A 22,005-nucleotide genomic window follows, 5' to 3' on the forward strand; every position below is an offset into this window, starting at 1 on the left:
CGTCTCCAACAAAAGACAAGGTAGGAGACACGGATGCTGCCGTTACTCGGGCTTGGCACGATCGTCGTGCTGCTGGCCGCGATTCTGTCGAAGCGGATGTCGCCGCTCGTCGCGCTGATCATCGTGCCGATCGCCGCGTCGCTGATCGGCGGTTTCGGGCTGCACACCAGCAAGTTCGTCATCGACGGGCTGAAGGGGCTCGCGCCCGTCGTCGGGATGTTCGTGTTCGCGATCCTCTATTTCGGGACGATCACCGACGCCGGCACGCTCGATCCGATCATCGACCGCATCCTGCGCGCGGTCGGCACGCGGCCGACGCGCATCGTGATGGGCACGACGCTGCTCGCGCTGCTGATCCACCTCGACGGTTCGGGCGCCGTCTGCTTCCTCGTGACGATTCCGGCCGTGCTGCCGCTGTACGACCGGCTGAAGATGGACCGGCGCGTGCTGGCCGCCGCGGTGTCGATGGCCGCGGGGATCAACTTCCTGCCGTGGACGGGGCCGATGATCCGCGCGTCGGCGTCGCTGCACCTGCCGGTGTCCGCGCTGTTCAATCCGCTGATCCCGGTGCAGGCGATCGGGCTCGTGTTCGTGTTCGGCGTCGCGTACTGGCTCGGGCGGCGCGAGGAGAAGCGGCTCGGCCTGTCGCGCGACGATGCGTCGATCCCGCTGCCGAAGCGCGAGCTGACGCCCGACGAGCAGGCGCTGCGCCGGCCGCACCTGTTCTGGTTCAACCTCGTGCTGACGCTCGTCGTGCTCGGCACGATGGTCGTGATGGGCGAGAAGATCCCGCCCGCGATCATGTTCATGGTCGGGCTGTGCGTCGCGCTGATGGTGAACTACCCGGACGTCGACATGCAGCGCAAGCGCATCGACGCACATGCACGTGCCGCGCTGATGATGGCCGGCATCCTGCTCGCGGCCGGCGTGTTCACCGGGATCATGCAGGGCAGCGGGATGCTGAAGGCGATGGCGCAGGCGGCGGTCGGCTTCGTGCCGCCGTCGATGGCCGGCCACATTCCGGTGGCGCTCGGCCTCGCGTCGATGCCGCTCAGCATGCTGTTCGATCCCGATTCGTTCTACTTCGGCGTGCTGCCCGTGATCGCGGAGGTGGCCGGCCAGCTCGGCGTGCCGGCCGTGCAGGTCGGGCAGGCGGCCCTGCTCGGGCAGATGACGACCGGATTCCCGGTCAGCCCGCTGACGCCCGCGACGTTCCTCGTCGTCGGCCTGTGCGGCATCGAGCTGGCCGAGCACCAGAAATTCACGTTCCCGCTGCTGTTCGGCGCCTCGATCGTGATGACGATCGCATGCGTCGTGCTGGGCGTCTTTTGATCTTTCCCGGCGGTGACATCCGCCGGACGACGGTACGGACATGACAGCAAAGCAACCTGAACGGCGCGTACGCATCGGCGCGGGCGCCGGCTACTCGGGCGACCGGATCGAACCCGCGGTCGAACTGGCCGAACACGGGCAGCTCGACTATCTCGTCTTCGAATGCCTGGCCGAGCGCACGATCGCGATCGCGCAGCAGGCGCGGCGCAAGGATCCCGCGCTCGGCTACGACCCGCTGCTCGATGCGCGGATGCACGCGGTGCTGCCGGTCGCGGCACCCAAGGGCGTGCGCATCGTGTCGAACATGGGCGCGGCGAATCCGCGTGCGGCTGCGCGGCGCACCGCACGGATCGCGCAATCGCTCGGCTTCGCGAAGCTGAAGGTCGCGGCGGTCGAAGGCGACGACGTGCTCGACGTGGTGCTGCGCGGCGCATTCCGCTTCGAGGAATCGGGCGACGACGTCGCCGCGTATCGCGACCGCATCGTGTCCGCGAACGCGTATCTCGGCGCCGCGCCGATCGTCGATGCGCTCGCGGCCGGCGCGGACGTCGTGCTGACCGGGCGCGTCGCCGATCCGTCGTTGTTCGCCGCGCCGCTGATCCACGCATTCGGCTGGCGGATGGACGACTGGGACACGCTTGGCGCGGCGACGGTCGTCGGCCACCTGCTCGAATGCGCGGGGCAGGTGACGGGCGGCTATTTCGCCGATCCCGGCTACAAGGACGTGCCGAACCTCGCGCGGCTCGGGTTTCCGATCGGCGAAGTCGCGGCCGACGGCTCGGTCGTGATCACCAAGGTGCCGCACGCGGGCGGCCGCGTGAGCGCGGCGACCTGCAAGGAACAGCTGCTCTACGAGATTCACGACCCGGCGCGGTATCTGCAGCCCGACGTCGTCGCGGATTTCACGCAGGTCGCCGTGGCCGAGGAGGCGATCGATCGCGTGCGCGTGACGGGCGGGCGCGGCGCCGCGCGGCCCGACACGCTGAAGGTATCGGTGGCTTACGTCGACGGCTGGATCGGCGAAGGCCAGATTTCGTACGGCGGCCCGGGTGCGCTCGAACGTGCGCGTCTCGCGCGCGAGATCGTTCGCGAGCGGCTGGCAATGACCGGCGTCGCCGCGACCGAGTTGCGCTTCGACCTGATCGGTGTCGATTCGCTGTATGGCGATGCGACGCCGGCGGTGCGCGGGGAGCCGGCCGAGGTTCGCGTGCGGGTGGCCGGCCGTGCGGCGAGCGCCGCCGAAGCGGCGCGCATCGGCAACGAAGTCGAGACGCTCTATACGAACGGGCCGGCCGGCGGCGGCGGCGCGTTCAAGTCGACGCGCGAGGTCATCGCGGTGCAGTCGGTGCTGCTGCCGCGCGCGGCCGTGACGCCGTCGTTTTCATTCGTGGAGGCCTGATGCAACTGCGTGAACTCGCGCATGCGCGCACCGGCGACAAGGGCAATACGCTGAACGTGTCGGTCGTCTGTCACGATCCGCGTCATTACGATCACCTGCGCACGCATCTCGATGCCGACGCGGTGAAGGCGTGGCTCGCGGGCATCGTGCACGGCGACGTCGTGCGCTATGAATTGCCGGCGCTCGGCGCATTCAATTTCGTGCTGCGCGATGCGCTCGGCGGCGGTGTCACGCGCTCGCTCGCGCTCGACGCGCACGGCAAGTCCGTCAGTTCGGCGCTGCTGGCGATCGAGGTGCCCGACCCGGCGTGACGGATGTCGCCGCCGCAGGCGGGCAAGCGCTTACGGAATCAGCAGTTCGCGCAGGCCGTTGGCGTGCTCGATGCGTTCGCCGGCGATGTGCAGGCGCTGATCCCGGCGATAGTCGTAGACCGCGCGCGACGCGGCGAGCTGGTCGAAATCGAGCTCGACCGCATGACGCGATTCGGTATTGCCGGCCTCGAAGATCAGGTTTCCGAACGGATCGGCCGCGAGGCTGCCGCCCGCGAACACGACGTCGTGCGTGCTGCCGCCGACGCGGTTGGCGACCACCGCGAACACCTGGTTCTCCATCGCCCGCGCCGTGGCCGACGTGCGGTGGACGGGGCGGTACGGCTCCATGTTGCCGTCGGTGATGAGGATCAGCTCGGCGTCGAGCGCGGCGAGCGCGCGGCCGGTTTCGGGAAATTCGTTGTCGTAGCAGATCAGCAGGCCGATCCGCACGCCGCGCCATTCGATCGTCGCGAAACGGTCGCCGGGCAGCACGACGCCGCGCTCGCTCACCCACAGATGCGTCTTGCGATAGCGCAGCGCGATGCCGTCCGGCGTGACGAATACGGTCGTGTTGTAGAAGCGGCCGCCGTCGTTCTCGATCAGCCCGACCACGACTGCCACATCGCGTGCGCGCGCGGCTGCAATGACCGCGCCGACGCTCGGGCCGTCGAGCGGCTCGGCGCATTCCGCAAGATTCGACGGATCGAGGAAGCCGGTGAGCTGCGCTTCCGGAAACATCACGATGTCGGTGCCCGGTGCGCAGGTTGCGATCGCTTCGAGCGTGCGTTGCAGGTTGTAGTGCGTGTCGCCGTCGCGACCGGCGAGCTGGACGATGTCGAGCTTCAGTTTCATGGCGATGTCGGTAGCAGGGGCCCGTCGCCGGTGGCGCCGGAAGGGTGGTAAGGAGGCCCCAGTATGCGCCGAAGCGGCGGATTTCCCATCCCGCCGGTGCGTTAACCCTTCAGGGGTATTGATCTGTGGCGCCGCGCCGGTGCCGGCGAGCAGCGACACGCGCGACCGGCGTCAGGTGCCGGCTTGCGCGTTCAGGAACAGCGAGAACAGCTCCGATTGCGAGTTGATGGCGAGCTTCCCGTAGATGTTGCGGCGATGGACCTTGACCGTTTCGGCCGATATCGCCAGCTTGTTCGCGACTTCCTTGTTCGAGCGTCCGCTCAGGATCAGCCGGATCACGTCGAGTTCGCGCGCGGTGAGCGGCGTGCCGAGCCGCGCCATTGCGCGCTCGAAGCCGTCCTGCGCACGGGTGCCGGCCCGCGGCGGTGCCGCGGCTTCGATGGAGGCCGGCTCGAACGCGAGCCGCTGCCGCATCAGCCCGGCCACCCACGGCCGGATCAGGTCGAGCAGCGCCACCTGCTCGGGGCTGAAGCGCCGCTTGCTGCCGAGCGACAGGCACAGCGTGCGCGCATCGTCGAGCACGACATTGAACTGCACCTCGTCCTCGACGACGTTGTGCGTGAAATAGAGCGTGTAGTACTCGGTATCGCGGAAGCATTCGGGCGCGACGTCGGACAGCCGGAACAGGCCGCTCTTCGGCGCGTCGCGGTTCGCGATGTAGAACGGGTCGAGCTGGTACAGCCCCTGCACGTAGTCGCGGAACAGCGGGTCGGGGCCGCCGCCTTCGTACGGGCATTCGGCGAACACCTGCGGGCGGCCGTCGCCGAACGTCAGCGCGACCCAGCTGTCGACCGCGACATATTCCTCGATCAGCCGGATCAGCGCCAGCCAGAAGCCCGGCTGGTCGAGCGACTCGATGAGCCGCCCGACCGAGCGGTGCCATGCGACATCCTGCAACGTGAGGTTCATGCGTGGGTCCATGTCGGGCAGTGCGATGCGCGCTTGCGGTGCCATGCGTGTACGCTACGGGCTCGCGGGCCGATTCCCGCGCGCATCGAACGGAGCCTGGGGTGAAGAACGAGATCGTAACGCCGGCCGGCACGAATGGCGAGGCCGTACGCGGCCGCCGGTTCGCGGCTGTCGCCATGAGCGCCGTGCTGGCGTGCCAGGGCGCGATGACCGTGCAGACGGCCGCCGCCGCATCGCCGGCGTCGTGCAATGATCAGCTGGCGCGATTGATCGTACCGGCACTGCGGCAGACCGGGATGAACCGGCGCGACATCCATGCCGACGTGGACGAGCGTGACGGCGACGTCTACCGCGTCAGGCTGTTCACGATGCCGGATCACTCGGGCACGCCGAATCGCGACGCGACGATTGGCTGGGTAACACTCGATACGCAGGCGATGCGTGCGCTCGACGTCACGCGCGATCCCGACCGTCCGGACGTGCTGAAGATCGATCAGCAAGCGTTGTCGCGATTCGTGTCGACGTGCGTTGCGCCGGCCGCACCCGTGCGTAACGTCGTCGATTGCGATGCGCTGAACCGCCGCGCGCAGGCGCAGGGCGATTACGTGACGGGCAGCGATGCCGGGCGCGTCGTCACCGGCAAGGGGCGACTGCCGTTCTATTCCGCGCCGGACGACGCGTGCCGGATCGACGGGCTGTTCATCGTCGAGCACGATCACGTCGATGCGCGTGCCGACTATGGCCGTTTCACGTCGGTCGTCTACCTGAATCCGCGCACGCGCGGCATCGCCGAAGGATGGGTATCGACCGCGCGGCTGAAGCCGGACGGCACCGGCATCGCGCCACGGCAACCGTGATCGGGTGGGCCTGCCACCATTCGCTACACCTCTTTTCGACCAGAACGATCCTCGCCATGACAGTCCCGCACCGGAACACACGTCTGAAGCCGCTCGCGGCTTCGCTCGCCGCGCTTGGCGCACTCGCGGTGCTTACTGCGCTTTCCGCGATGTCGCCCGTTTATGCGGCCGAGCCGGCCCAGCCCGACCCTCTGTTGAAGACCTTCATCCACGACACTTACGGCAACTGGCGCGCGGACCGCAAGGGCTGGCAGGCGGATGAGGACGACTTTGTCTACGCGCCTTGCGGTTCGCTGCGCGTCGCGACCGCGGACGGCCCGCGCACGCTGCTCGCGATGTGCGGCGAGACCGCGGCGGCGGTGCAGAACGGGATGCCGGGCATGGATTCGGACGCGACGACCGGCACGATCGACCTGTACGTGCTGAAACCGGCGGCGGACGGCAAGATGCTCGAGCCGGTCATGAAGAAAACGGAGATCGCGTCGGGCGGGCGCGGCGAGCCGGGCACCGTGCGCATCGAGCGGCTCGGGCCGCACCTTTTCGGTTTCGTCATCGGCGAAAGCGACACGCGGCAGGGCTATTCTCAAAGCTTCCGCGCGATCTGGCTGCCGGTCGGCAATGCGCTGGTGCTGGCGGCGGCGCGCATCGACGAGGCGCTCGACAACGCTGAGTCGACCGAATGTGCGAACGCGCGGGCGCGCTGCGAGGAACGTCGCTTCGAGATCGCGCCCGACACGACCGGCGCCGGCGACGTCTATCCATTGATGGTCACGGAAACGGGCACGCGCGGCGACAAGACGATCCGCGCGCGCCATACGGTGAAGTTCGACGCGGCGCGCGGCCGCTACGTCGTGCCGAAGGCATTGCGCGAAGGGTACTGATTCTTCGCGCGCAGGAACGGGCGGCGTTGCGCCGCCCGCGCATCACACGTACAGATACCGCACGAGGTGGAAGAACACCGGCGCGGCGAAGCAGATCGAGTCGACGCGATCGAGCATCCCGCCGTGGCCCGCGATCATCGAGCCCCAGTCCTTGGTGCCGAGCGAGCGCTTGACGGCCGACAGCACGAGCCCGCCGACGAAGCCCGCGATCACGATCGCGAGCGAGATGCCGAACGCCGATCCGAAGCTGAACGGCGTCACGCGATACAGCGATGCGCCGCACAGCGTGGCGAGCAGACCGCCGCCGACGAAACCCTCGATCGTCTTCGACGGCGACAGCTGCGGCGCGATCTTGCGCTTGCCGAACAGCTTGCCGACCACGTACTGCAGCACGTCGCTGATCTGCACGACGAACAGGAAGAAGAACAGCAGCAGCGCGTTCTGCCCCGCGTAGTGCGGAATGTCGAGGATCAGCACGGCCGGCGCATGGCTCAACCCGTACACGCACACCATCAGCGCCCAGTTGATCTTCGCGTTGCGGCTCAGGAATTCGCGCGTGTCCTGCGTGAGCGCCGACACGAGCGACATCGCGAAGAACAGGTGTACGGGCACGAAGATCGAATACATCCCGTACCAGTTGATTCCGAGCAGCAGGTATTGCACGGGAATCGCGACGAAGAACGCGATGAAGAGCGTCGTATGGTCGCTCGGCGTGGTGGGGGTGAGCGTGATGAATTCGCGCAGCGTCAGGTAGGACAGCACGGCGAAAACGAGATACGTGATGTTGTTGCCGAGGCCGATCGCGATGGCCATGATCGCGATCATCGCCCACCATGCGCGGATGCGCTGGTTCAGGTTGACGATGGTCGCGCTCGTGCCGCCGCTGCGTGCGCCGATGATCGCGCCGATCACGGTCGCGACGACGAGCACGCCCGTGACGCCCGCGACCAGTTCCCAGAAAATGGTTCGCATGGTTGATATCCGGAAAGGGAAGAAGAGGGCGCCGCGTTCAGCCGGCCGGCCGCTGCGGCGGCGCGAGCGCGACGACCGCGTCGCGCATGCGGGCGAGGAACGTCGGCTTGTCCTCGTCGGGTCCGCGCTGTTCGTTCGCGCCGAAGTGCACCTTGCAGATCAGCGGCACCGGCCAGATCGCGCCCTTCGGCATGATCCGCTGCAGGTTCTCGAGGTAGACGGGCGCGAGCGCGACGTCCGGAAACTCGGTCGCGAGGTGGAACAGCCCGCTCTTGAACGGCTGCGGCAGGATCTCGGCGCCGCGCGTGCCTTCCGGGAAGATGATGATCGAATGGCCCTGCTTGAGCGCATCGCGCACGGGGTCCAGCGGATCGCCGCCGGATTCGCGGTGGCGATCGATCAGCACGACGTTCAGCAGCTTCTGCGCGATGTGGCGCTTCATGTCGCTGCTGTCCCAGTAGTCGCGCGCGGCGACCGGCCGCACGACCGCGCGCACGTTGCGCGGCAGCGCGGCGAGGATCGCGAGCGTATCGATGTGGCTCGTGTGGTTCGAGAAGTAGATCTTCTGCGTCGGGGACGGCGGCGCCTGATGCCAGACCGGATACGCGCCGGCGACGAGCCGCACGATGGACAGCAGGAAATCGCGCTGCCAGACGTTGAGGATGTTCATCGGCGCTGCGCCTCCTGCCTGCCTGCATGGCCCGCTGCTCGTGAGCGGCGGGCGGGACCCCGGAATGCCGGCGCGGCAGGATGCGCGCCGGACGGCCCTTGTTTAAATTTTTTCAAATTCGTGGCTGCCTGTCGCAGGTCCGCGATTATCGGACGATTCGCCGTCATCCGCTGTTGCGTCGCGGCGAATGCGCCGGTCGGCGGCGTGATAATCGGCTGTTGCACGAGTGCCCGTTTGCAGTTCGAATGGATCTCGCTGCGCTCGGGCCAGCGGATTATCGCGAGTTTCCGTCAAAAACGCCAGATTGGCGCCGCGCGTGCGGGCCGGGCGCGTGCTTGACGCATCGGGGCCGCTCGGCGACGATTAGGGCCGTCCATGGAAGGCCGTCCAAGGACGTTTCGCCGCCCGGGGCATGGCGGCGGAAAATGTATCCGACTGTGCCGCGCAAATTAAAACGATGAGCCTCTACGCACTCAAACCCAAATTCCAGAACCGTCTGCGCCCGTTCGCGAACTCGCTCGCCGAGCGCGGCGTGACGGCCAACCAGGTCACGCTGTTCGCGGCCGGCGGCTCGATCGTCGTCGGCGCGCTCGCCGGCCTCGGCGTGTTTGCCCGCGCGCTGTTCCTGCTGATCCCGCTGTGGCTGTTCGCGCGGATGGCGCTCAACGCGATCGACGGGATGCTCGCGCGCGAGCACGGGCAGAAGAGCACGCTCGGCGCCTACCTGAACGAACTCGGCGACGTCGTGTCCGATGTCGCGCTGGTGCTGCCGTTTCTCGCGATTCCGGCGTTCGCTCCGGCAGACGTCTGGCTGTTCGCGCTGACGGCGGTGATCGTCGAATGCGCGGGGCTGATCGGCCCGCTGGTCGGCGTGAGCCGCCGCTACGACGGCCCGTTCGGCAAGAGCGACCGTGCGCTCGCGCTCGGCGCGTTCGCGTTGTGGATCGGGCTCGGCTTCCCGGTCGGCGGCGTTGCCGCATGGTTGTGGCGGCTGCTGATCGTGCTGTCGATCGTGACCGTCGTGCGGCGCGTGCAGGCCGGCATCGCGGAAAAGGGCGGTTGAAAAAGTCGTCAGGGCAGTTGCGGTACCGGGCGCCGGAGGGCGGCGCACCAAGATTCGAATAACGAAACGAGAGAAAAACGCATGAGCGCACGCACGGCCCGCGAGGCCGACTTCATCACGCACGACGGCGAAACGCTGTTCTATCGTCACTGGCCCGCCACCGGCCCGCGCTGCCGCGGCGCCATCGTGTTGCTGCACCGCGGCCACGAACACTCGGCGCGCGTCGCGCACCTGGTCGACGAGCTCGACCTGCCCGATTTCGCATTTTTCGCGTGGGATGCGCGCGGCCACGGCCGCTCGCCCGGCGCTCGCGGCTACAGCCCGGGCGCGGCCGCGTCGGTGCGCGACCTGCAGACCTTCGTCGAACATATTCGCGACACGCACGGCATCGCGATCGAGGACATGGCGGTGGTCGGCCAGAGCGTCGGCGCGGTGCTCGCAGCCACCTGGGCGCACGATTATGCGCCGCCGATCCGCGCGCTCGTCGTCGCGTCGCCGGCGTTCCACATCAAGCTCTACGTGCCGTTCGCGCGGCCGGGCCTGCGGCTGATGCACAAGCTGCGCGGGCTGTTCTACGTGAACAGCTACGTGAAGCCGAAATTCCTCACGCACGATCCCGAGCGGATCGCGAGCTATGCGTCCGATCCGCTGATTACGCGGCCGATCGCGGTCAACATGCTGCTCGACCTGCACGACACCGCGCAGCGGATCGTCGCCGACGCAGCCGCGATCACCGTGCCGACGCAGCTGCTGATCTCGGGCGCCGACTGGGTCGTGCATCGCGGCCCGCAGGACCGCTTCTTCGAACGCCTCGGCGCCGCGCGCAAGGAGCGCATCGTGCTGCCGGGCTTCTATCACGACACGCTCGGCGAACGCGACCGCGCGCAGGCGCTCGCACCGCTGCGCGCCTTCGTGCTGCGCGAATTCGATGCGCCGAGCCCGCGCGTATCGCTTGCCGACGCCGACCGGCGCGGCGCGTTCCACGACGAATACGCGGCGCTCGGCCGGCCGCCCGCGAATGTGTTTTCGCGCGCGTACTGGGCGCTCACGCGCGCCGGCCTGAAGGCCGGCGGTGCGCTGTCGGACGGCATCGCGCTCGGGCTGCGGCTCGGCTTCGATTCGGGCTCGACACTCGACTACGTGTATCGCAACCGCGCGCAGGGGCGCCTCGGCGTCGGCGCGCTGATCGATCGCACCTATCTCGATTCGCCGGGCTGGGTCGGCATCCGCCAGCGCAAGGTGCATCTGCAGGAACTGATCGGCGCGGCAATCGGCCGCCTGCGCGGCCACGGCGCGCCGGTGCGGATCGTCGATATCGCGGCCGGGCACGGGCGCTACGTGCTCGACGCGATCGCGTCTGCCGCCGAGCGCGACGGTGCGGCGCCCGACGACATCACGCTGCGCGACTACAGTCCGCCGAACGTCGAGGCCGGGCGCGTGCTGATCGCGCAGCGCGGCCTCGAGCCGATCGCACGCTTCGAGCGTGGCGACGCGTTCGACGAGGCGTCGCTTGCGACGCTCGAGCCGCGTCCGACGCTCGCGATCGTGTCGGGCCTCTACGAGCTGTTCGGCGAGAACGCGCTGATCGAGCGCTCGCTGCGCGGGCTCGCGCAGGCCGTGCCGCCGGGCGGCTATCTCGTCTATACGGGGCAGCCGTGGCATCCGCAGCTCGAGTTCATCGCGCGTGCGCTGAACAACCACCGCGGCGAAGCGACCTGGGTGATGCGCCGCCGCTCGCAGGCCGAGATGGACGAGCTCGTCGCGCGCGCGGGCTTCCGCAAGCTCGACCAGCGGATCGACGAAATGGGCATCTTCACGGTCAGCCTCGCGCAGCGGGTCGACGCGTCATGAGCGCGCTCGGCGGCGGCGCGAGCGGCCTCGCCGAACCGGCCTCGGCGGCCGGCGCACGCGATGCGTCGTTCGCGCTGCGCTTCGGCTGGCTCGCGGTGATGGGCGCCGTGTTCTTCTCGACCTACGGCTTCGCGAACTGGCTCGCCGCGCGCCGCGCGGCGGTGCCAACCTTCGCGTTCGGCTGGGAGCATGCGATCCCGTTCGTGCCGTGGACGATCGTGCCGTACTGGTCGATCGACCTGCTGTATGCGCTGTCGTTCTTCTTCTGGACGCGCCGCGCCGACCTGCTCGATCACGTGAAGCGGCTGTTGACCGTGCAACTGATTTCGGTCGCGTGCTTCATCGCGTGGCCGCTGCGCTTCGGGTTCGAGCGGCCCGACGCAGGCGGCGTGGCCGGTGCGCTGTTCACGCTGCTGATGGGCTTCGACAAGCCGTTCAACCAGGCGCCGTCGCTGCACATCGGGCTGCTGGTCGTGCTGTGGGCCGTCTATGCGAAGCACCTGCGCGGCACGCTCGCGCGCGTCGTGCTGCACCTGTGGTTCGCGGCGATCGGCGTGTCGGTGCTGACCACCTACCAGCATCACGCGATCGACGTACCGACCGGCGCGGCCGTCGGCTGTCTCGCGCTGTTCCTGTTTCCGCTGCGCGATGCCGCGGGCCGGCTGCCGGGCGCCGATGCGTCGCCGGGCGCGGCCGGCCGTGCGCTCGCGCGCCGCTATGCGCTCGGCGCGGCAGCGGTCGCGCTCGTGGCGCTCGGGTGCGTATCGCGCGCACCCGGTTGGGCACTGGCGGCAGGGTGGGTCGCGCTGGCGCTCGCCTGTGTCGCGTGGATCTACCGGCGCGGCGCGCCCGGCGCATTCCAGAAGGGCGCGCACGGGCGGTTCCCGGTCGTCATCCGCTGGCTGCTCGCGCCGACGATCGCCGGCGCGTTCGTCAACTCGCGGCTGTGGACGTTCCGGCAGCCGGCGCCGGTGCGGATCGACGAACGCGTTTCGATCGGCCGCACGCCGACCACGCGCGACGTGCGTCGCCACGGTTTCACCGCACTGGTCGACCTGACCGCCGAAATGCCGCGCTGGGCGTCGATCGATGCGTCGTCGCTCGCGTATGCGACCGTGCCGCAGCTCGACCTCGTCGCGCCGACGGCGGCGCAACTCGCGCAGGCCGTCGCGGCGCTCGAACGCCTGCACGGGGAAGGGCGCGACGTACTGGTCTGCTGCGCGCTCGGGTACGGGCGCAGCGTGCTGTGCGCGGCCGCGTGGCTCGCGGCGCGACGCGGGCTCGGCGATGCGCGTGACGCGCTGGCCGCCGTGCGTGCGGTGCGGCCGCATGCGGTGTGGTCGGACGACGGCGTGGCCGTGCTGCAGCAATGGATCGATCGCCGTCGCGGCGCGGGAGGCGCGTGATGCGCGACCCGTCCGCGCCGTTCAGGATTGCCGCCGCGCGCGGCGCGCTCGATGCGGGCGCGTGGGCGATCGCGGCCGCGCTGGCCGCGGCCGGTGCCGGCTGGTGGATCGCGTCGGGCTGGGCGCCGGCGACGATCGCCCGCGTGCTGCTGGCCGTCGTCAGTACCGGGTCGGGGATCGCGGCGCTGTGGTACGCGGTGCGGATCGAGATCGACCGCCGGCTGTTCGCCGCGCTCGCGCGTGCGGTGGCAGGCGAGGGATCGGCCGACGACGGGCTCGCGGCGCTCGACCGCGCGCTCACGGATCTCGGCTGGATCGACGCATCGAAGGCCGGACGCGCGCTCGACGCACGCGTGCGCGGTGCGGTCGGACTGTGCCGGGCCGGTGTGCTCGTCGCGATCGCGCAGTGGGTCGTGGTCGGGCTCGCGATCGCCGTTCCGCAGATCGGCTAGCGCCCGTTCGAGCCAGCCGTGGGCGGTTGGGGTGTCGTTCCGGCCACCGGCTCGTCAAGAAAGCCGCCGTCGCGTACGCGTTACGCGTGCGCCGTCCGCTGCGACCGCGTGCGCTTCACTTCATACATCGCCTGGTCCGCATGCTCGATCAGCGCGTTCATGTCGGTGCCGTCGTCCGGCAGCAGCGCGATCCCGACGCTGACGCCGAGCCGCATCGGGCGCCCTTCGAATTCGAACGGTTCGCCGACCTGGCGCGCGAGCCGCGTGCTTTGCGCATGCGCATCGTCGCGGCTGCCGATGTTCGGCAGGATCACCGCGAACTCGTCGCCGCCGATGCGCGCGACCGTGTCCGAGCGCCGCACCGCCCCCTGCATCCGCGTGGCGATCTCGCGCAGCGCCGCGTCGCCCGCGCGGTGGCCGAATCCGTCGTTGATCGGCTTCAGCCCGTCCATGTCGATGTTGAGGATGCCGAGCCGGCCCTTCGCGCGCAGCGCCGTGTGCATCGACTGCCGCAGGCGGTCGTAGAACAGCGCGCGGTTCGGCAGGCCCGTGAGCGCGTCGTGCGTGGCGCGCAGGTACAGTTCGTTCGCCTCGTTGCGCGCCGCGTGGAACATCGCGGCGGCGATCAGGTCGGCCGTCAGCCGCAGCGTGCCGGCGTCGGCTTGCGAAAAGCCGTCGACTTCCGGCGACATCACCTTCAGCACGCCGACCGTCGTGTCGGCATGGGTGAGCGGCATCACGAGCATCGAGCGCAGGCCGACCCGCCGGCAGGCGTCACGATCGACGCGCGGGTCGGATTCCGAATCGATGCAGTGCAGCAGCGCGCCTTGCTGCACGCACAGGCCCGACAGGCTGCCCGAGCGCCGCAGCCGCAGGCCGAGCATCCCGGCGGCCGTGCCCGACGCGGCGCGGTACACCATGTCGTCGCCCTCGGCGAATTCGACCGCGGCGGCGCTCGCGCCGGTGAGCTGCGGCACCTGCTCGGCCACATAGGCCATCACGCTGCCGAGATCGAGGCCGAGCTTCGCGATCTCGGTCTGCGCGGCGATGATGCGCAGCAGCGTATCGGGGGACGGAGTGGCAGTGTCGACGATTTGATTCAAATCAGTTTTCCGTGAAAGAAAGCACGTCCGGCGGCGCGGGATTGCGGTAGCATACGCGCCGCCTCGCGGCCGCGAGTTCAGGCCGGGCGGTCTGCAACGGACCGCCGGCGGCCGGCCGATCCGCGCCGGCAGTATGCCGTTCGGCCCGCCGGGCGACAACGGTGCAATTCTTGCCATTCACCCCTCTTGCGCAGCATTTCCGACCGGATTGAGGTTTTTTTCGCTTCAACGTCGCGAATCGGGGTAAGTTTTGTCCTGTTTTTGAGATAGTGTGACGAATGGGCGTGTGCCGGTGCCAGGCGCGCGTAGCACGATGACGCGCGATTAAAGAAATCGCCGCATCGTTTCGATAAATGAATCAGGCCAGTTAGATATATGAGGGGAAGCAGTGGGGATGTTCACTCACGGGCATAGCTGCTTTGCGTGCATCGATTTCGATGCGACGGACGACCGGATGATCCAGACGAAACGGAGTGCCGCATGAAGCCGGCCGTGTCGCTGCTCGTCATTTCGGCCGCGATGGTCGGCGCTTTTCATGCCGCCGCGCTGTCGGCCGCGCCGATGCCGGCCGTGCCGGTCGCTGCGGCGTCCGGCGCTGCGCCGGCGCCGGCGCCGGTGCTCGCGGCCGCGCCTGCGGCGGCCAGCGCGACCGCAGCCGGCCTGCCGGCGACGACGGTGCGCCTGCCGTTCGCGTCACTCGGCGCGTTCGATCCGCTGCGCCTGCGCGGCGCCGACGACGCACGCACGATCAACGCGGGCGTGCGGCTCGATCGCGTGGTCACCGGCGCGCGGCTGCGCCTGACCTACGCGTATTCCCCGTCGCTGGTGTTCCCGATGTCGCACCTGAAGGTGTCGGTGAACGGCGAGGTCATCGCGACCGTCCCGTTCGACGCCGCGCAGGCGGGCCGCACGGTCACGCAGGAAATCCCGATCGATCCCCGCTACTTCTCGGATTTCAACCAGATCGGCCTGCGCCTGATCGCGCACTACACGCTCGACCATTGCGAGGATCCGGCCAATTCGGCACTGTGGGCCGACGTGAGCCCGAAGAGCGAGTTGATCCTCGACGAATCGCCGGTCCGCCTGCCGAACGATCTCGCGCTGCTGCCCGCGCCGTTCTTCGACCGGCGCGACAACGGCCGCGTGCGGCTGCCGTTCGTGCTGCCGGCGTCGCCCGATTCGGCGACGCTGCGCAGCGCGGGCGTGCTCGCGTCGTGGTTCGGCGCGCTGGCCGACTACCGGCACGCGCGCTTCCCGGTATCGTCCGGGCTGCCGGCCGACGACCAGGCGGTGGTGATCGGCACGGCCGCGATGCTGCCAGCCGGCCTCGCGCTGCCGTCGATCAATGGGCCGCTGCTCGCGGTGGCCGACAACCCGGCCGCGCCGGGGCGCAAGCTGCTCGTCGTCACGGGCCGCACGGCGGCCGAGGTCGACGATGCGGTCGCGACGCTCGTGCTGGGCCGCATGGCGCTGTCGGGGCCGTCGGCGACGGTCGCGCACGTCGATCTCGGCGCGCCGCGCAAGCCGTACGATGCACCGCGGTGGCTGCCGGTGAACCGGCCGATCACGTTCCGCGAGCTCGTATCCGATACGCGCGATCTGGAAGTGCGCGGCACGTCGCCCGACGCCATTCGCCTGAACCTGCGCGTGCCGTCCGACCTGCATTCGTGGAACGGCGCGGGCGTGCCGATCACGCTGCGCTACCGCTACACGGCGCCGACGGTGCAGGACAACTCGACGCTTGCCGTCGAGATCAACGACCAGCTCGTGAAGTCGTACCGGCTCGGGCCGGCCAATGCCGAGGACGCGCACGGCCGCATGCAGTTGCCGTTGCTGTCGGTGCCCGAAGGGCGCGTGACGAGCGACGTCGACATTCCGGCGTTCCGGGTCGGTAGCGGCAACCAGCTGCAGTTCCGCTTCACGCTCGATTCGCAGAAGACGGGCCTGTGCTCGAGCACGGCGACCGAGCCGCAGCGTGCGGCGATCGACCCCGATTCGACGATCGACTTCTCGCACTTCGTCCATTACGCGCAATTGCCGAACCTCGCGTTCTTCGCGAACAGCGGCTTCCCGTTCACGCGCTTCGCCGACCTGTCGCAGACGGCCGTCGTGATGCCAGACCGGCCGTCGCCGCAGGAGCTCGAGGCCTACCTGACGATGCTTGGCCACATGGGCGAATGGACCGGCTTCCCGGCGCTGCGCGTGCAGGTCGCGCGGCCCGGCGACGTCGCCGCGCTGTCGGGCAGCAAGGACTTGCTCGTGATCGACGGCTCGCCCGCGTCGCCGCTGCTCGCGCACTGGCGCTCGGCGCTGCCGCTCGTGATCGGCGAGCAGGGCGGCGCGGGCGGCGAAGGCGCAGCGCGCGTCGCGTTCTCGGTGAAGGAGCGCTGGCGCAACGGCGTCGGCCTCACCGAAGGCGGCGCGCATATCGAGCAGACGGGCTCGCTTGCGGCGCTCGCCGGGTTCGAGCTGCCGGGCAGCCGGGGGCGCAGCGTCGTCGCGCTGACGGCGACCGACCAGCCGCGCCTCGGCGATTTGCTCGACGTGTTCGAGAACGCCGGGCTCGTGTCGCAGCTGCAGGGCGACCTGGCACTGGTGCGGCCGGGGCAGGTCGACAGCCTGCGCGTCGGCGAGCCTTACGTGGTCGGGTTCGTGCCGTGGTATGCGCGCGTGTGGACGCAGGCGGCGCGGCATCCGGTCGTGCTGGGCGCGGTCGGCGTCGTGGCGGGGCTGCTGCTCGCGCTCGGCGTGTTCAGCGTGCTGCAGAGAATCGCCGCGCGTCGACGGGGGATGTAACGGATGGCGCGGGCAATGGCGAAGCGACGGGCAATGCGGCCGGCGCGGCGCGTCGGCGCGGCACTCGCGCTGGCGGTGGCGATGACGTGCGCGGCGGCCGGGATGGCCACGCGCGCGCAGGCCGCGGGAGCCGGTGCGGCCGACGCGGGATGCAGCGCGGCGTGGCCGCGCTGGGACGCGTTCAAGCGAGATTTCATCTCGGCCGACGGCCGCGTGATCGACGTCGGCTCGGCCGATTCACGCACGGTATCGGAGGGGCAGGCGTATGGACTTTTCTTCGCGCTGGTCGCGAACGACCGGCGCATGTTCGACACGATCCTCGCATGGACCGAGAACAATCTCGCGCAGGGCGACCTGAGCGCGCACCTGCCCGCGTGGCTGTGGGGCCGCGCGCCCGACGGCGCGTGGCGCGTGCTCGACGCGAACGCGGCGTCGGACGCCGACCTGTGGATCGCGTATGCGCTCGTCGAGGCCGGGCGGCTGTGGCACGAACGCAGCTACACGGCGCGCGGCGCGCTGCTCGCGAAGCGCGTGCTCGACGTCGAGACGGCGACCGTGCCGGGCCTCGGCCTCACGCTGCTGCCCGGGCCGACGGGGTTCAAGCTCGCCGACGGCCAGTGGCGCGTGAATCCGAGCTATTCGCCGCCGCAGGTGATCCGTGCGCTCGGCGCGCGCCTGCCCGACGACAAGCGCTGGGCCGCGCTCGCCGCCAGCACCGGCCGCGTGCTGCTCGACACCGCACCGAAAGGCTTCTCGCCGGACTGGGCGCTGTATCGCGCGGGCACGGGTTTCGGGCCCGATCGCGACACGCATGCGGAGAGCGCGTACAACGCGATCCGCGTGTATCTGTGGGCCGGCATGCTCGACCGCGCCGATCCGCTCGCCGCGCCGCTGCTCGCGCGTTTTGCGCCGTTCGCCGACTACATTGCCGCGCATGGCGCGCCGCCGGAGAGGGTCGACACGACGACGGGCGTCGCCGGGCCGAACGACGGCAACGGCGGGTTCTCGGCGGCGGCCGTGCCGTTCCTCGACGCACGCGGCCAGCGCGCGCTCGCGGATGCCCAGGCGGCGCGTGTCGATGCGCTTGCGCGCCAGTCGCCGCCCGGTTACTACACGAGCGTGCTGACGCTGTTCGGGCTCGGCTGGCGCGACGGGCGCTACCGGTTCGGCGCGGACGGCACGCTCGACGCCCGCTGGGGAGGCCGCTCGTGCGCCGCCCGCTGAAGCGCGCCGCGCCGCACGTCGCGGGATTCGCGTGGCTCGCGTCGTCGGTGTGCGCGGCAGCGCCGGGCACCGCCGCGGACGTGCCGATGGCGAACCCCGCGGCGCCGGCGACAGCCGCGTCCGCCGATGCGCAGCGTCAGCTCGACACCGCGCGGATGTGGGGCGCCAAGCATCGTGACGACCTCGCACGTGATGCCCTGCGCAAGGGGCTGCTGATCGCGCCGGGCGATCGCGAGCTGCTGGCCGAACAGGTGCGCGTGCTGTTGCGGCTCGGCGATGCGAAAGGCGCGCAGGCGTCGCTCGCGCGCCTGCAGGCGCAGTCGCCGAATGCGCCCGCCACGCGGCGGGTGGCTGACGAGTACCGCGTCGCGACGAGCGGGCGCGGCGAGATGGCGCAGATCCGCCTGCTCGCGCGCAGCGGCCGTGCCGACGAGGCAGCCCGGCGGATCGTCGCGCTGTTTCCGAACGGCGCGCCGTCGGGTGCACTCGGCGCCGAGTACTACCAGATCGTGTCGAATGCGCCGGGCGGACGCGAGCCGGCGATCGCCGCGCTGCGCCGCGCGGTCGCGGCCGATCCGCAGGACACGAGCGCGACGATGGCGCTCGCGCGGCTTTTGAACCAGCGCGCCGACACGCGGCCGGAGGCGAACCGGATCGCCTGGGCGCTCGCGAAGCGCGCCGACGCCGATCATACGGAGGCGATGGCGCTGTGGCGGCGCGTGCTGCAGTCGGCCGGCAGCGATCCCGCGTATCTCGACGCGCTGCATGCCTATCTCGTGCTCGTGCCGGACGATACCGAATTCGTCGATCGCGTCGCCGAACTGGATCGCCAGCGCGACGCGCAGCGCCAGCTCGAACGCAATCCCGACTACATCGCGCAGCAGCGCGGCCTGCAGGCGCTCGCGCGCGGCGACCTGGCTGGCGCCGACCCGCTGCTCACGCGCGCCGCGCGGGCGCGGGCGGACGACGCCGACGCGATCGGCGGGCTCGGCCTGCTGCGCCTGCGCGAAGGGCGGCACGACGAAGCGCGCACGTTGTTCACGCGCGCCGCGACCCTTTCGACCGACCAGCGCGGCAAATGGCAGGGCCTCGCGCGCACCGCGCAGTTCTGGGGGCTGCTCGCGCAAGGCCGTGCGGCGGCCGCGGCAGGCCGTCCGCAGGACGAAGAGCGCGCCGCACGCGCGGCACTCGCGATGCAGCCGGGCAGCCCGGACGCGAAGCTGCAGCTTGCCGACGCGTTGCTCGCGCGGCGCGACTGGACGCGCGCGGAGCCGTTGCTGCGCGAACTGCTGGCCGCGCGTTCGCCGGACCTCGCAGCCGTGCGCGGCACGGCCACGCTGTACGAGAACACCGGCCGCGCGGACCAGATCGGCCCGCTGCTCGACGCGCTGCAAGGCCGCGTGACGGGCCGCGACGATCGGCGCACGCTCGACGGCCTGCGTGCCGACCTGCTCGCGAACCAGGCGCGTGCGCTCGCCGACAAAGGCGAACGCGGGCCCGCCGCGCAGCGCTACGAGGCGGCCGTGCGTGCGGCGCCGGACGCCCCGTGGACGCGCTTCGCACTCGCGCGCCTCTATCGCGACATGGGGTTGCCGCAGCTCGGCCGCACGGTGATGGACGACGGGCTTGCGCAAGGCGCGACGCCCGAGATGCGCTACGCGACCGCGCTGTACCGCAATTCGCTCGACGACGTCGCGGGTGCGCAGGCCGCGCTCGCGCCGGTCGACGATGCACACCGTTCGGACGGGATGCGCGCGCTCGCGCGCAAGCTCGATGCGGAAACTGCGCTGGCCGACGCACGTGGCGCGCTCGCGCGCGGTGACCGCACGGCGTTTGCCGCGTCGCTCGCGCAGGCGCAGGCGAGTGCGCCGGACGATCCCGACATGCTCGCCGCGATCGGCGCGCAGTGGATCGACGCGGGCGAACCCGAGCGCGGCCTCGCACCGCTGCGCGACTGGATCGCCGCGCACCCGCGCGAAGCCGACGCGGACGTGCGGCTGCGCTACGGCGACCTGCTCGGCAGCGCGGGGCGCGACGACGCGCTTGCCGCGTGGCTCGACACGCTGCGCCGGGAGCCGTCGCTGACGCCTGCACAGACGGCGAGGATCGAGGACCAGTCGCTGCGGCTCGTGCTGCGGCAGACGGACGACGCGATCGCGCAGCAGGATTACGCGCAGGCGCGCAAACGGCTCGATCGTGCGAGCCCGGCCGGCCACGCGGACAAGCGCTATGCGCTCGAACTGGCCGATCTCGAACGCGCGCAAGGCCATTACGATGCGGCGCGCGCGGCGCTTGCGCCGGTCGTCGCGCGCACGCCGGACGATGCCGATACGCAGCTCGCGCTGGCCCGCATCGACGAGGACAACGGTAACCGGGCCGCGGCGCTTGCACGCGTGCAGGCGGTGCTCTCACGCACGCCGGACGACGACGTCGACACGCAACTGTCGGCCGTGCGTCGCCTGAATGCGCTGCGCCGTCCGGACGAAGCCGGGCAGGTGACCGACCGGCTGCATGCCGCATATCCGTCGCGCCCCGATGTGACGGTCGCGGCCGGCCGCGTGGCCGAGGCGCAGGGGCGCTATGACGATGCGGCGTCGCTGTACCGGATGTCGCAGGCGCAGGAGCGCGCGACGGGCGTGAGCCCGGGCCGTGATGGACTAACGCCCGCACAGGCCGCGTTCGCGGATCTCCAGCAGCGGCGCAATCCCGAGATCGAAACCGGCTGGATGCCCGCATACAAGTCGGGCGACGAAGGCATCTCGTCGTATCGCGCGCAGCAGGTGCCGATCTACATCCAGATGCCGATCCGCTACGACGGGCACGTGTTCGCGCAGATCGATACCGTGCATCTCGACCCGGGCACGCTCGACACGAGCAACCCGAACGCGTATTCGCTCAGCACGTTCGGCAGCTACGCGGCGCTCAAGGCGCAGAACGCGCTGACCCCCGCATCGATCGCGAATCCGCCGGGCTCGCTGCACCAGACGGCCACCGGCGTCGCGCTCGGCGCCGGCTATCTGACGGACGCATGGCGCTTCGATCTCGGCACGTCGCCGCTCGGTTTCCCCGTGCATTACCTGGTCGGCGGCGTGCGCTATCGCTTCGACGCGGGCCCGGCCAGCTTCTCGGTGAATGCGTCGCGGCGGCCGGAAACGAGCAGCGTGCTGTCGTACTCGGGGATGCGCGACCCATGGACAGGCGCGGTCTGGGGCGGCGTGCGCCGCGACGGCGTGAACCTGCGCGCGTCGGTCGACGTCGGCCGCACGAACCTATTCGCGGAACTCGGCGCGGGTGTGCTGTCCGGCCGCAACGTCGAACGCAATGCGGAAGTCACGCTGCGCACGGGCTTCACGGTGCCCGTGTACGAGCGCGCGACGATGAAGGTCAGCACCGGGCTCGTCGGCAACGCGTGGCACTACGCGGAGAACCTGCGCTACTACACGTACGGGCAGGGCGGTTACTACAGCCCGCAACGCTACCTGTCGCTCGGCGTGCCGATCGAATGGGCGGGGCGGCACGATGCGCTGTCGTGGGACCTCACCGTCACGGGCGGGATCTCGAACAGCTACGAAAAGGATTCGCTGTATTACCCGATGTCGTCGGACCAGCGGGCCGCGCAGGTGGCGGCCGGGTTCGTGTACGCGGGCAGCTCGACGCGCGGCGTGTCGTTCTCGTACGGGATCAACGGGATCGTCGAGTACCGCGTGAACCCGCACCTGAGCGTGGGCGCGCAGCTGAAGGTCGACCGGTCGCACGACTACGCGCCGAGTTCGGCGCTCGTGTACCTGCGCTATGCGTTCGACGCGCGCGCGCAACGCAGCTGGCTCGTCACGCCGACGCCGGTGCGGCTTTATTCGGATTACTAGG

General features: G+C 70.2%; 17 protein-coding genes. 12 read left to right on the forward strand and 5 right to left on the reverse strand.

Features of this window, described 5'->3' with window-relative positions; genetic code table 11:
- Window positions 1-33 precede the first annotated feature (33 nt).
- From C5O79_RS11390 to C5O79_RS11400, 3 genes are read left to right on the forward strand one after another with little or no spacing between them, the layout of a single operon-like run.
- Window positions 34-1,332 (forward strand): citrate:proton symporter, encoded by a 1,299-nt coding sequence (locus tag C5O79_RS11390; protein WP_122473795.1) that lies wholly within the window; start codon window positions 34-36, stop codon window positions 1,330-1,332.
- A gap of 40 nt (window positions 1,333-1,372) precedes the next feature.
- Window positions 1,373-2,731 carry an acyclic terpene utilization AtuA family protein gene (locus C5O79_RS11395; protein WP_122473796.1) on the forward strand — a complete coding sequence of 453 codons (1,359 nt, stop codon included), beginning with the start codon at window positions 1,373-1,375 and terminating at the stop codon, window positions 2,729-2,731.
- On the forward strand, window positions 2,731-3,042 hold the full coding sequence (locus C5O79_RS11400) for a hypothetical protein (RefSeq protein ID WP_122473797.1): 312 nt from the start codon (window positions 2,731-2,733) through the stop codon (window positions 3,040-3,042). The genes C5O79_RS11395 and C5O79_RS11400 overlap by 1 nt, the downstream gene beginning before the upstream one ends.
- A gap of 30 nt (window positions 3,043-3,072) precedes the next feature.
- On the opposite strand, the gene C5O79_RS11405 is transcribed toward C5O79_RS11400, so the two are convergent.
- Together C5O79_RS11405 and C5O79_RS11410 are read right to left on the reverse strand one after the other, a co-directional pair.
- Window positions 3,073-3,894: a carbon-nitrogen hydrolase family protein gene (locus C5O79_RS11405; protein WP_122473798.1), complete on the reverse strand. Its 822-nt coding sequence runs from the start codon at window positions 3,892-3,894 to the stop codon at window positions 3,073-3,075.
- 171 nt (window positions 3,895-4,065) lie between these two features.
- Window positions 4,066-4,863, reverse strand: a complete 798-nt coding sequence (locus tag C5O79_RS11410; protein WP_122474528.1) for a LuxR C-terminal-related transcriptional regulator — start codon at window positions 4,861-4,863, stop codon at window positions 4,066-4,068.
- Window positions 4,864-4,964: 101 nt separating this feature from the next.
- Between C5O79_RS11410 and C5O79_RS11415 the strand changes: the two genes are divergently transcribed.
- Entirely contained in the window at window positions 4,965-5,720 is a 756-nt protein-coding gene (locus C5O79_RS11415) for a hypothetical protein (protein WP_163008968.1), read from the forward strand.
- Between the two features lie 56 nt (window positions 5,721-5,776).
- Window positions 5,777-6,601 (forward strand): topoisomerase IV, encoded by an 825-nt coding sequence (locus C5O79_RS11420; RefSeq protein WP_122473799.1) that lies wholly within the window; start codon window positions 5,777-5,779, stop codon window positions 6,599-6,601.
- A gap of 42 nt (window positions 6,602-6,643) precedes the next feature.
- Here the strand turns inward: C5O79_RS11420 and C5O79_RS11425 are convergent, their stop codons facing one another.
- Both C5O79_RS11425 and C5O79_RS11430 read right to left on the reverse strand, forming a co-directional pair.
- Window positions 6,644-7,573 (reverse strand): phosphatidate cytidylyltransferase, encoded by a 930-nt coding sequence (locus C5O79_RS11425; protein ID WP_122473800.1) that lies wholly within the window; start codon window positions 7,571-7,573, stop codon window positions 6,644-6,646.
- A 37-nt stretch (window positions 7,574-7,610) separates the two neighbouring features.
- On the reverse strand, window positions 7,611-8,243 hold the full coding sequence (locus tag C5O79_RS11430) for a lysophospholipid acyltransferase family protein (RefSeq protein ID WP_047850396.1): 633 nt from the start codon (window positions 8,241-8,243) through the stop codon (window positions 7,611-7,613).
- 457 nt (window positions 8,244-8,700) lie between these two features.
- On the opposite strand from C5O79_RS11430, the gene C5O79_RS11440 reads away from it, so the two are divergent.
- From C5O79_RS11440 to C5O79_RS11455, 4 genes are all read left to right on the forward strand, one after another.
- The gene (locus C5O79_RS11440; RefSeq protein WP_046546317.1) at window positions 8,701-9,306 is read left to right on the forward strand and encodes a CDP-alcohol phosphatidyltransferase family protein; all 606 of its coding nucleotides are present in this window, start codon (window positions 8,701-8,703) and stop codon (window positions 9,304-9,306) included.
- A gap of 81 nt (window positions 9,307-9,387) precedes the next feature.
- Entirely contained in the window at window positions 9,388-11,157 is a 1,770-nt protein-coding gene (locus C5O79_RS11445) for a bifunctional alpha/beta hydrolase/class I SAM-dependent methyltransferase (protein ID WP_122473801.1), read from the forward strand.
- Window positions 11,154-12,563 carry a phosphatase PAP2/dual specificity phosphatase family protein gene (locus C5O79_RS11450; RefSeq protein WP_047850394.1) on the forward strand — a complete coding sequence of 470 codons (1,410 nt, stop codon included), beginning with the start codon at window positions 11,154-11,156 and terminating at the stop codon, window positions 12,561-12,563. Before C5O79_RS11445 ends, C5O79_RS11450 begins: the two co-directional genes overlap by 4 nt.
- Window positions 12,563-13,015 (forward strand): hypothetical protein, encoded by a 453-nt coding sequence (locus C5O79_RS11455; protein ID WP_122473802.1) that lies wholly within the window; start codon window positions 12,563-12,565, stop codon window positions 13,013-13,015. Before C5O79_RS11450 ends, C5O79_RS11455 begins: the two co-directional genes overlap by 1 nt.
- 80 nt (window positions 13,016-13,095) lie before the next feature.
- On the opposite strand, the gene C5O79_RS11460 is transcribed toward C5O79_RS11455, so the two are convergent.
- A complete protein-coding gene (locus C5O79_RS11460) occupies window positions 13,096-14,295 on the reverse strand; it encodes a sensor domain-containing diguanylate cyclase (RefSeq protein WP_122473803.1) in 1,200 nt (399 codons plus the stop codon).
- Window positions 14,296-14,598: 303 nt separating this feature from the next.
- Here C5O79_RS11460 and bcsB point away from each other — a divergent pair, with 303 nt between their 5' ends.
- The 3 genes from bcsB to C5O79_RS11475 are packed head-to-tail and all read left to right on the forward strand — an operon-like array spanning window position 14,599 to window position 22,004.
- Complete coding sequence (bcsB, locus tag C5O79_RS11465; protein ID WP_122473804.1) at window positions 14,599-16,914, forward strand: cellulose biosynthesis cyclic di-GMP-binding regulatory protein BcsB; 2,316 nt, start codon at window positions 14,599-14,601, stop codon at window positions 16,912-16,914.
- Between the two features lie 3 nt (window positions 16,915-16,917).
- Window positions 16,918-18,138 carry a cellulose synthase complex periplasmic endoglucanase BcsZ gene (gene bcsZ, locus C5O79_RS11470; protein WP_047850393.1) on the forward strand — a complete coding sequence of 407 codons (1,221 nt, stop codon included), beginning with the start codon at window positions 16,918-16,920 and terminating at the stop codon, window positions 18,136-18,138.
- Window positions 18,123-22,004 carry a cellulose synthase subunit BcsC-related outer membrane protein gene (locus C5O79_RS11475; protein WP_131931375.1) on the forward strand — a complete coding sequence of 1,294 codons (3,882 nt, stop codon included), beginning with the start codon at window positions 18,123-18,125 and terminating at the stop codon, window positions 22,002-22,004. The genes bcsZ and C5O79_RS11475 overlap by 16 nt, the downstream gene beginning before the upstream one ends.
- Window position 22,005 lies beyond the last annotated feature (1 nt).

The organism is Burkholderia sp. SRS-25 (assembly GCF_004343765.1).
Classification (GTDB): domain Bacteria; phylum Pseudomonadota; class Gammaproteobacteria; order Burkholderiales; family Burkholderiaceae; genus Burkholderia; species Burkholderia contaminans.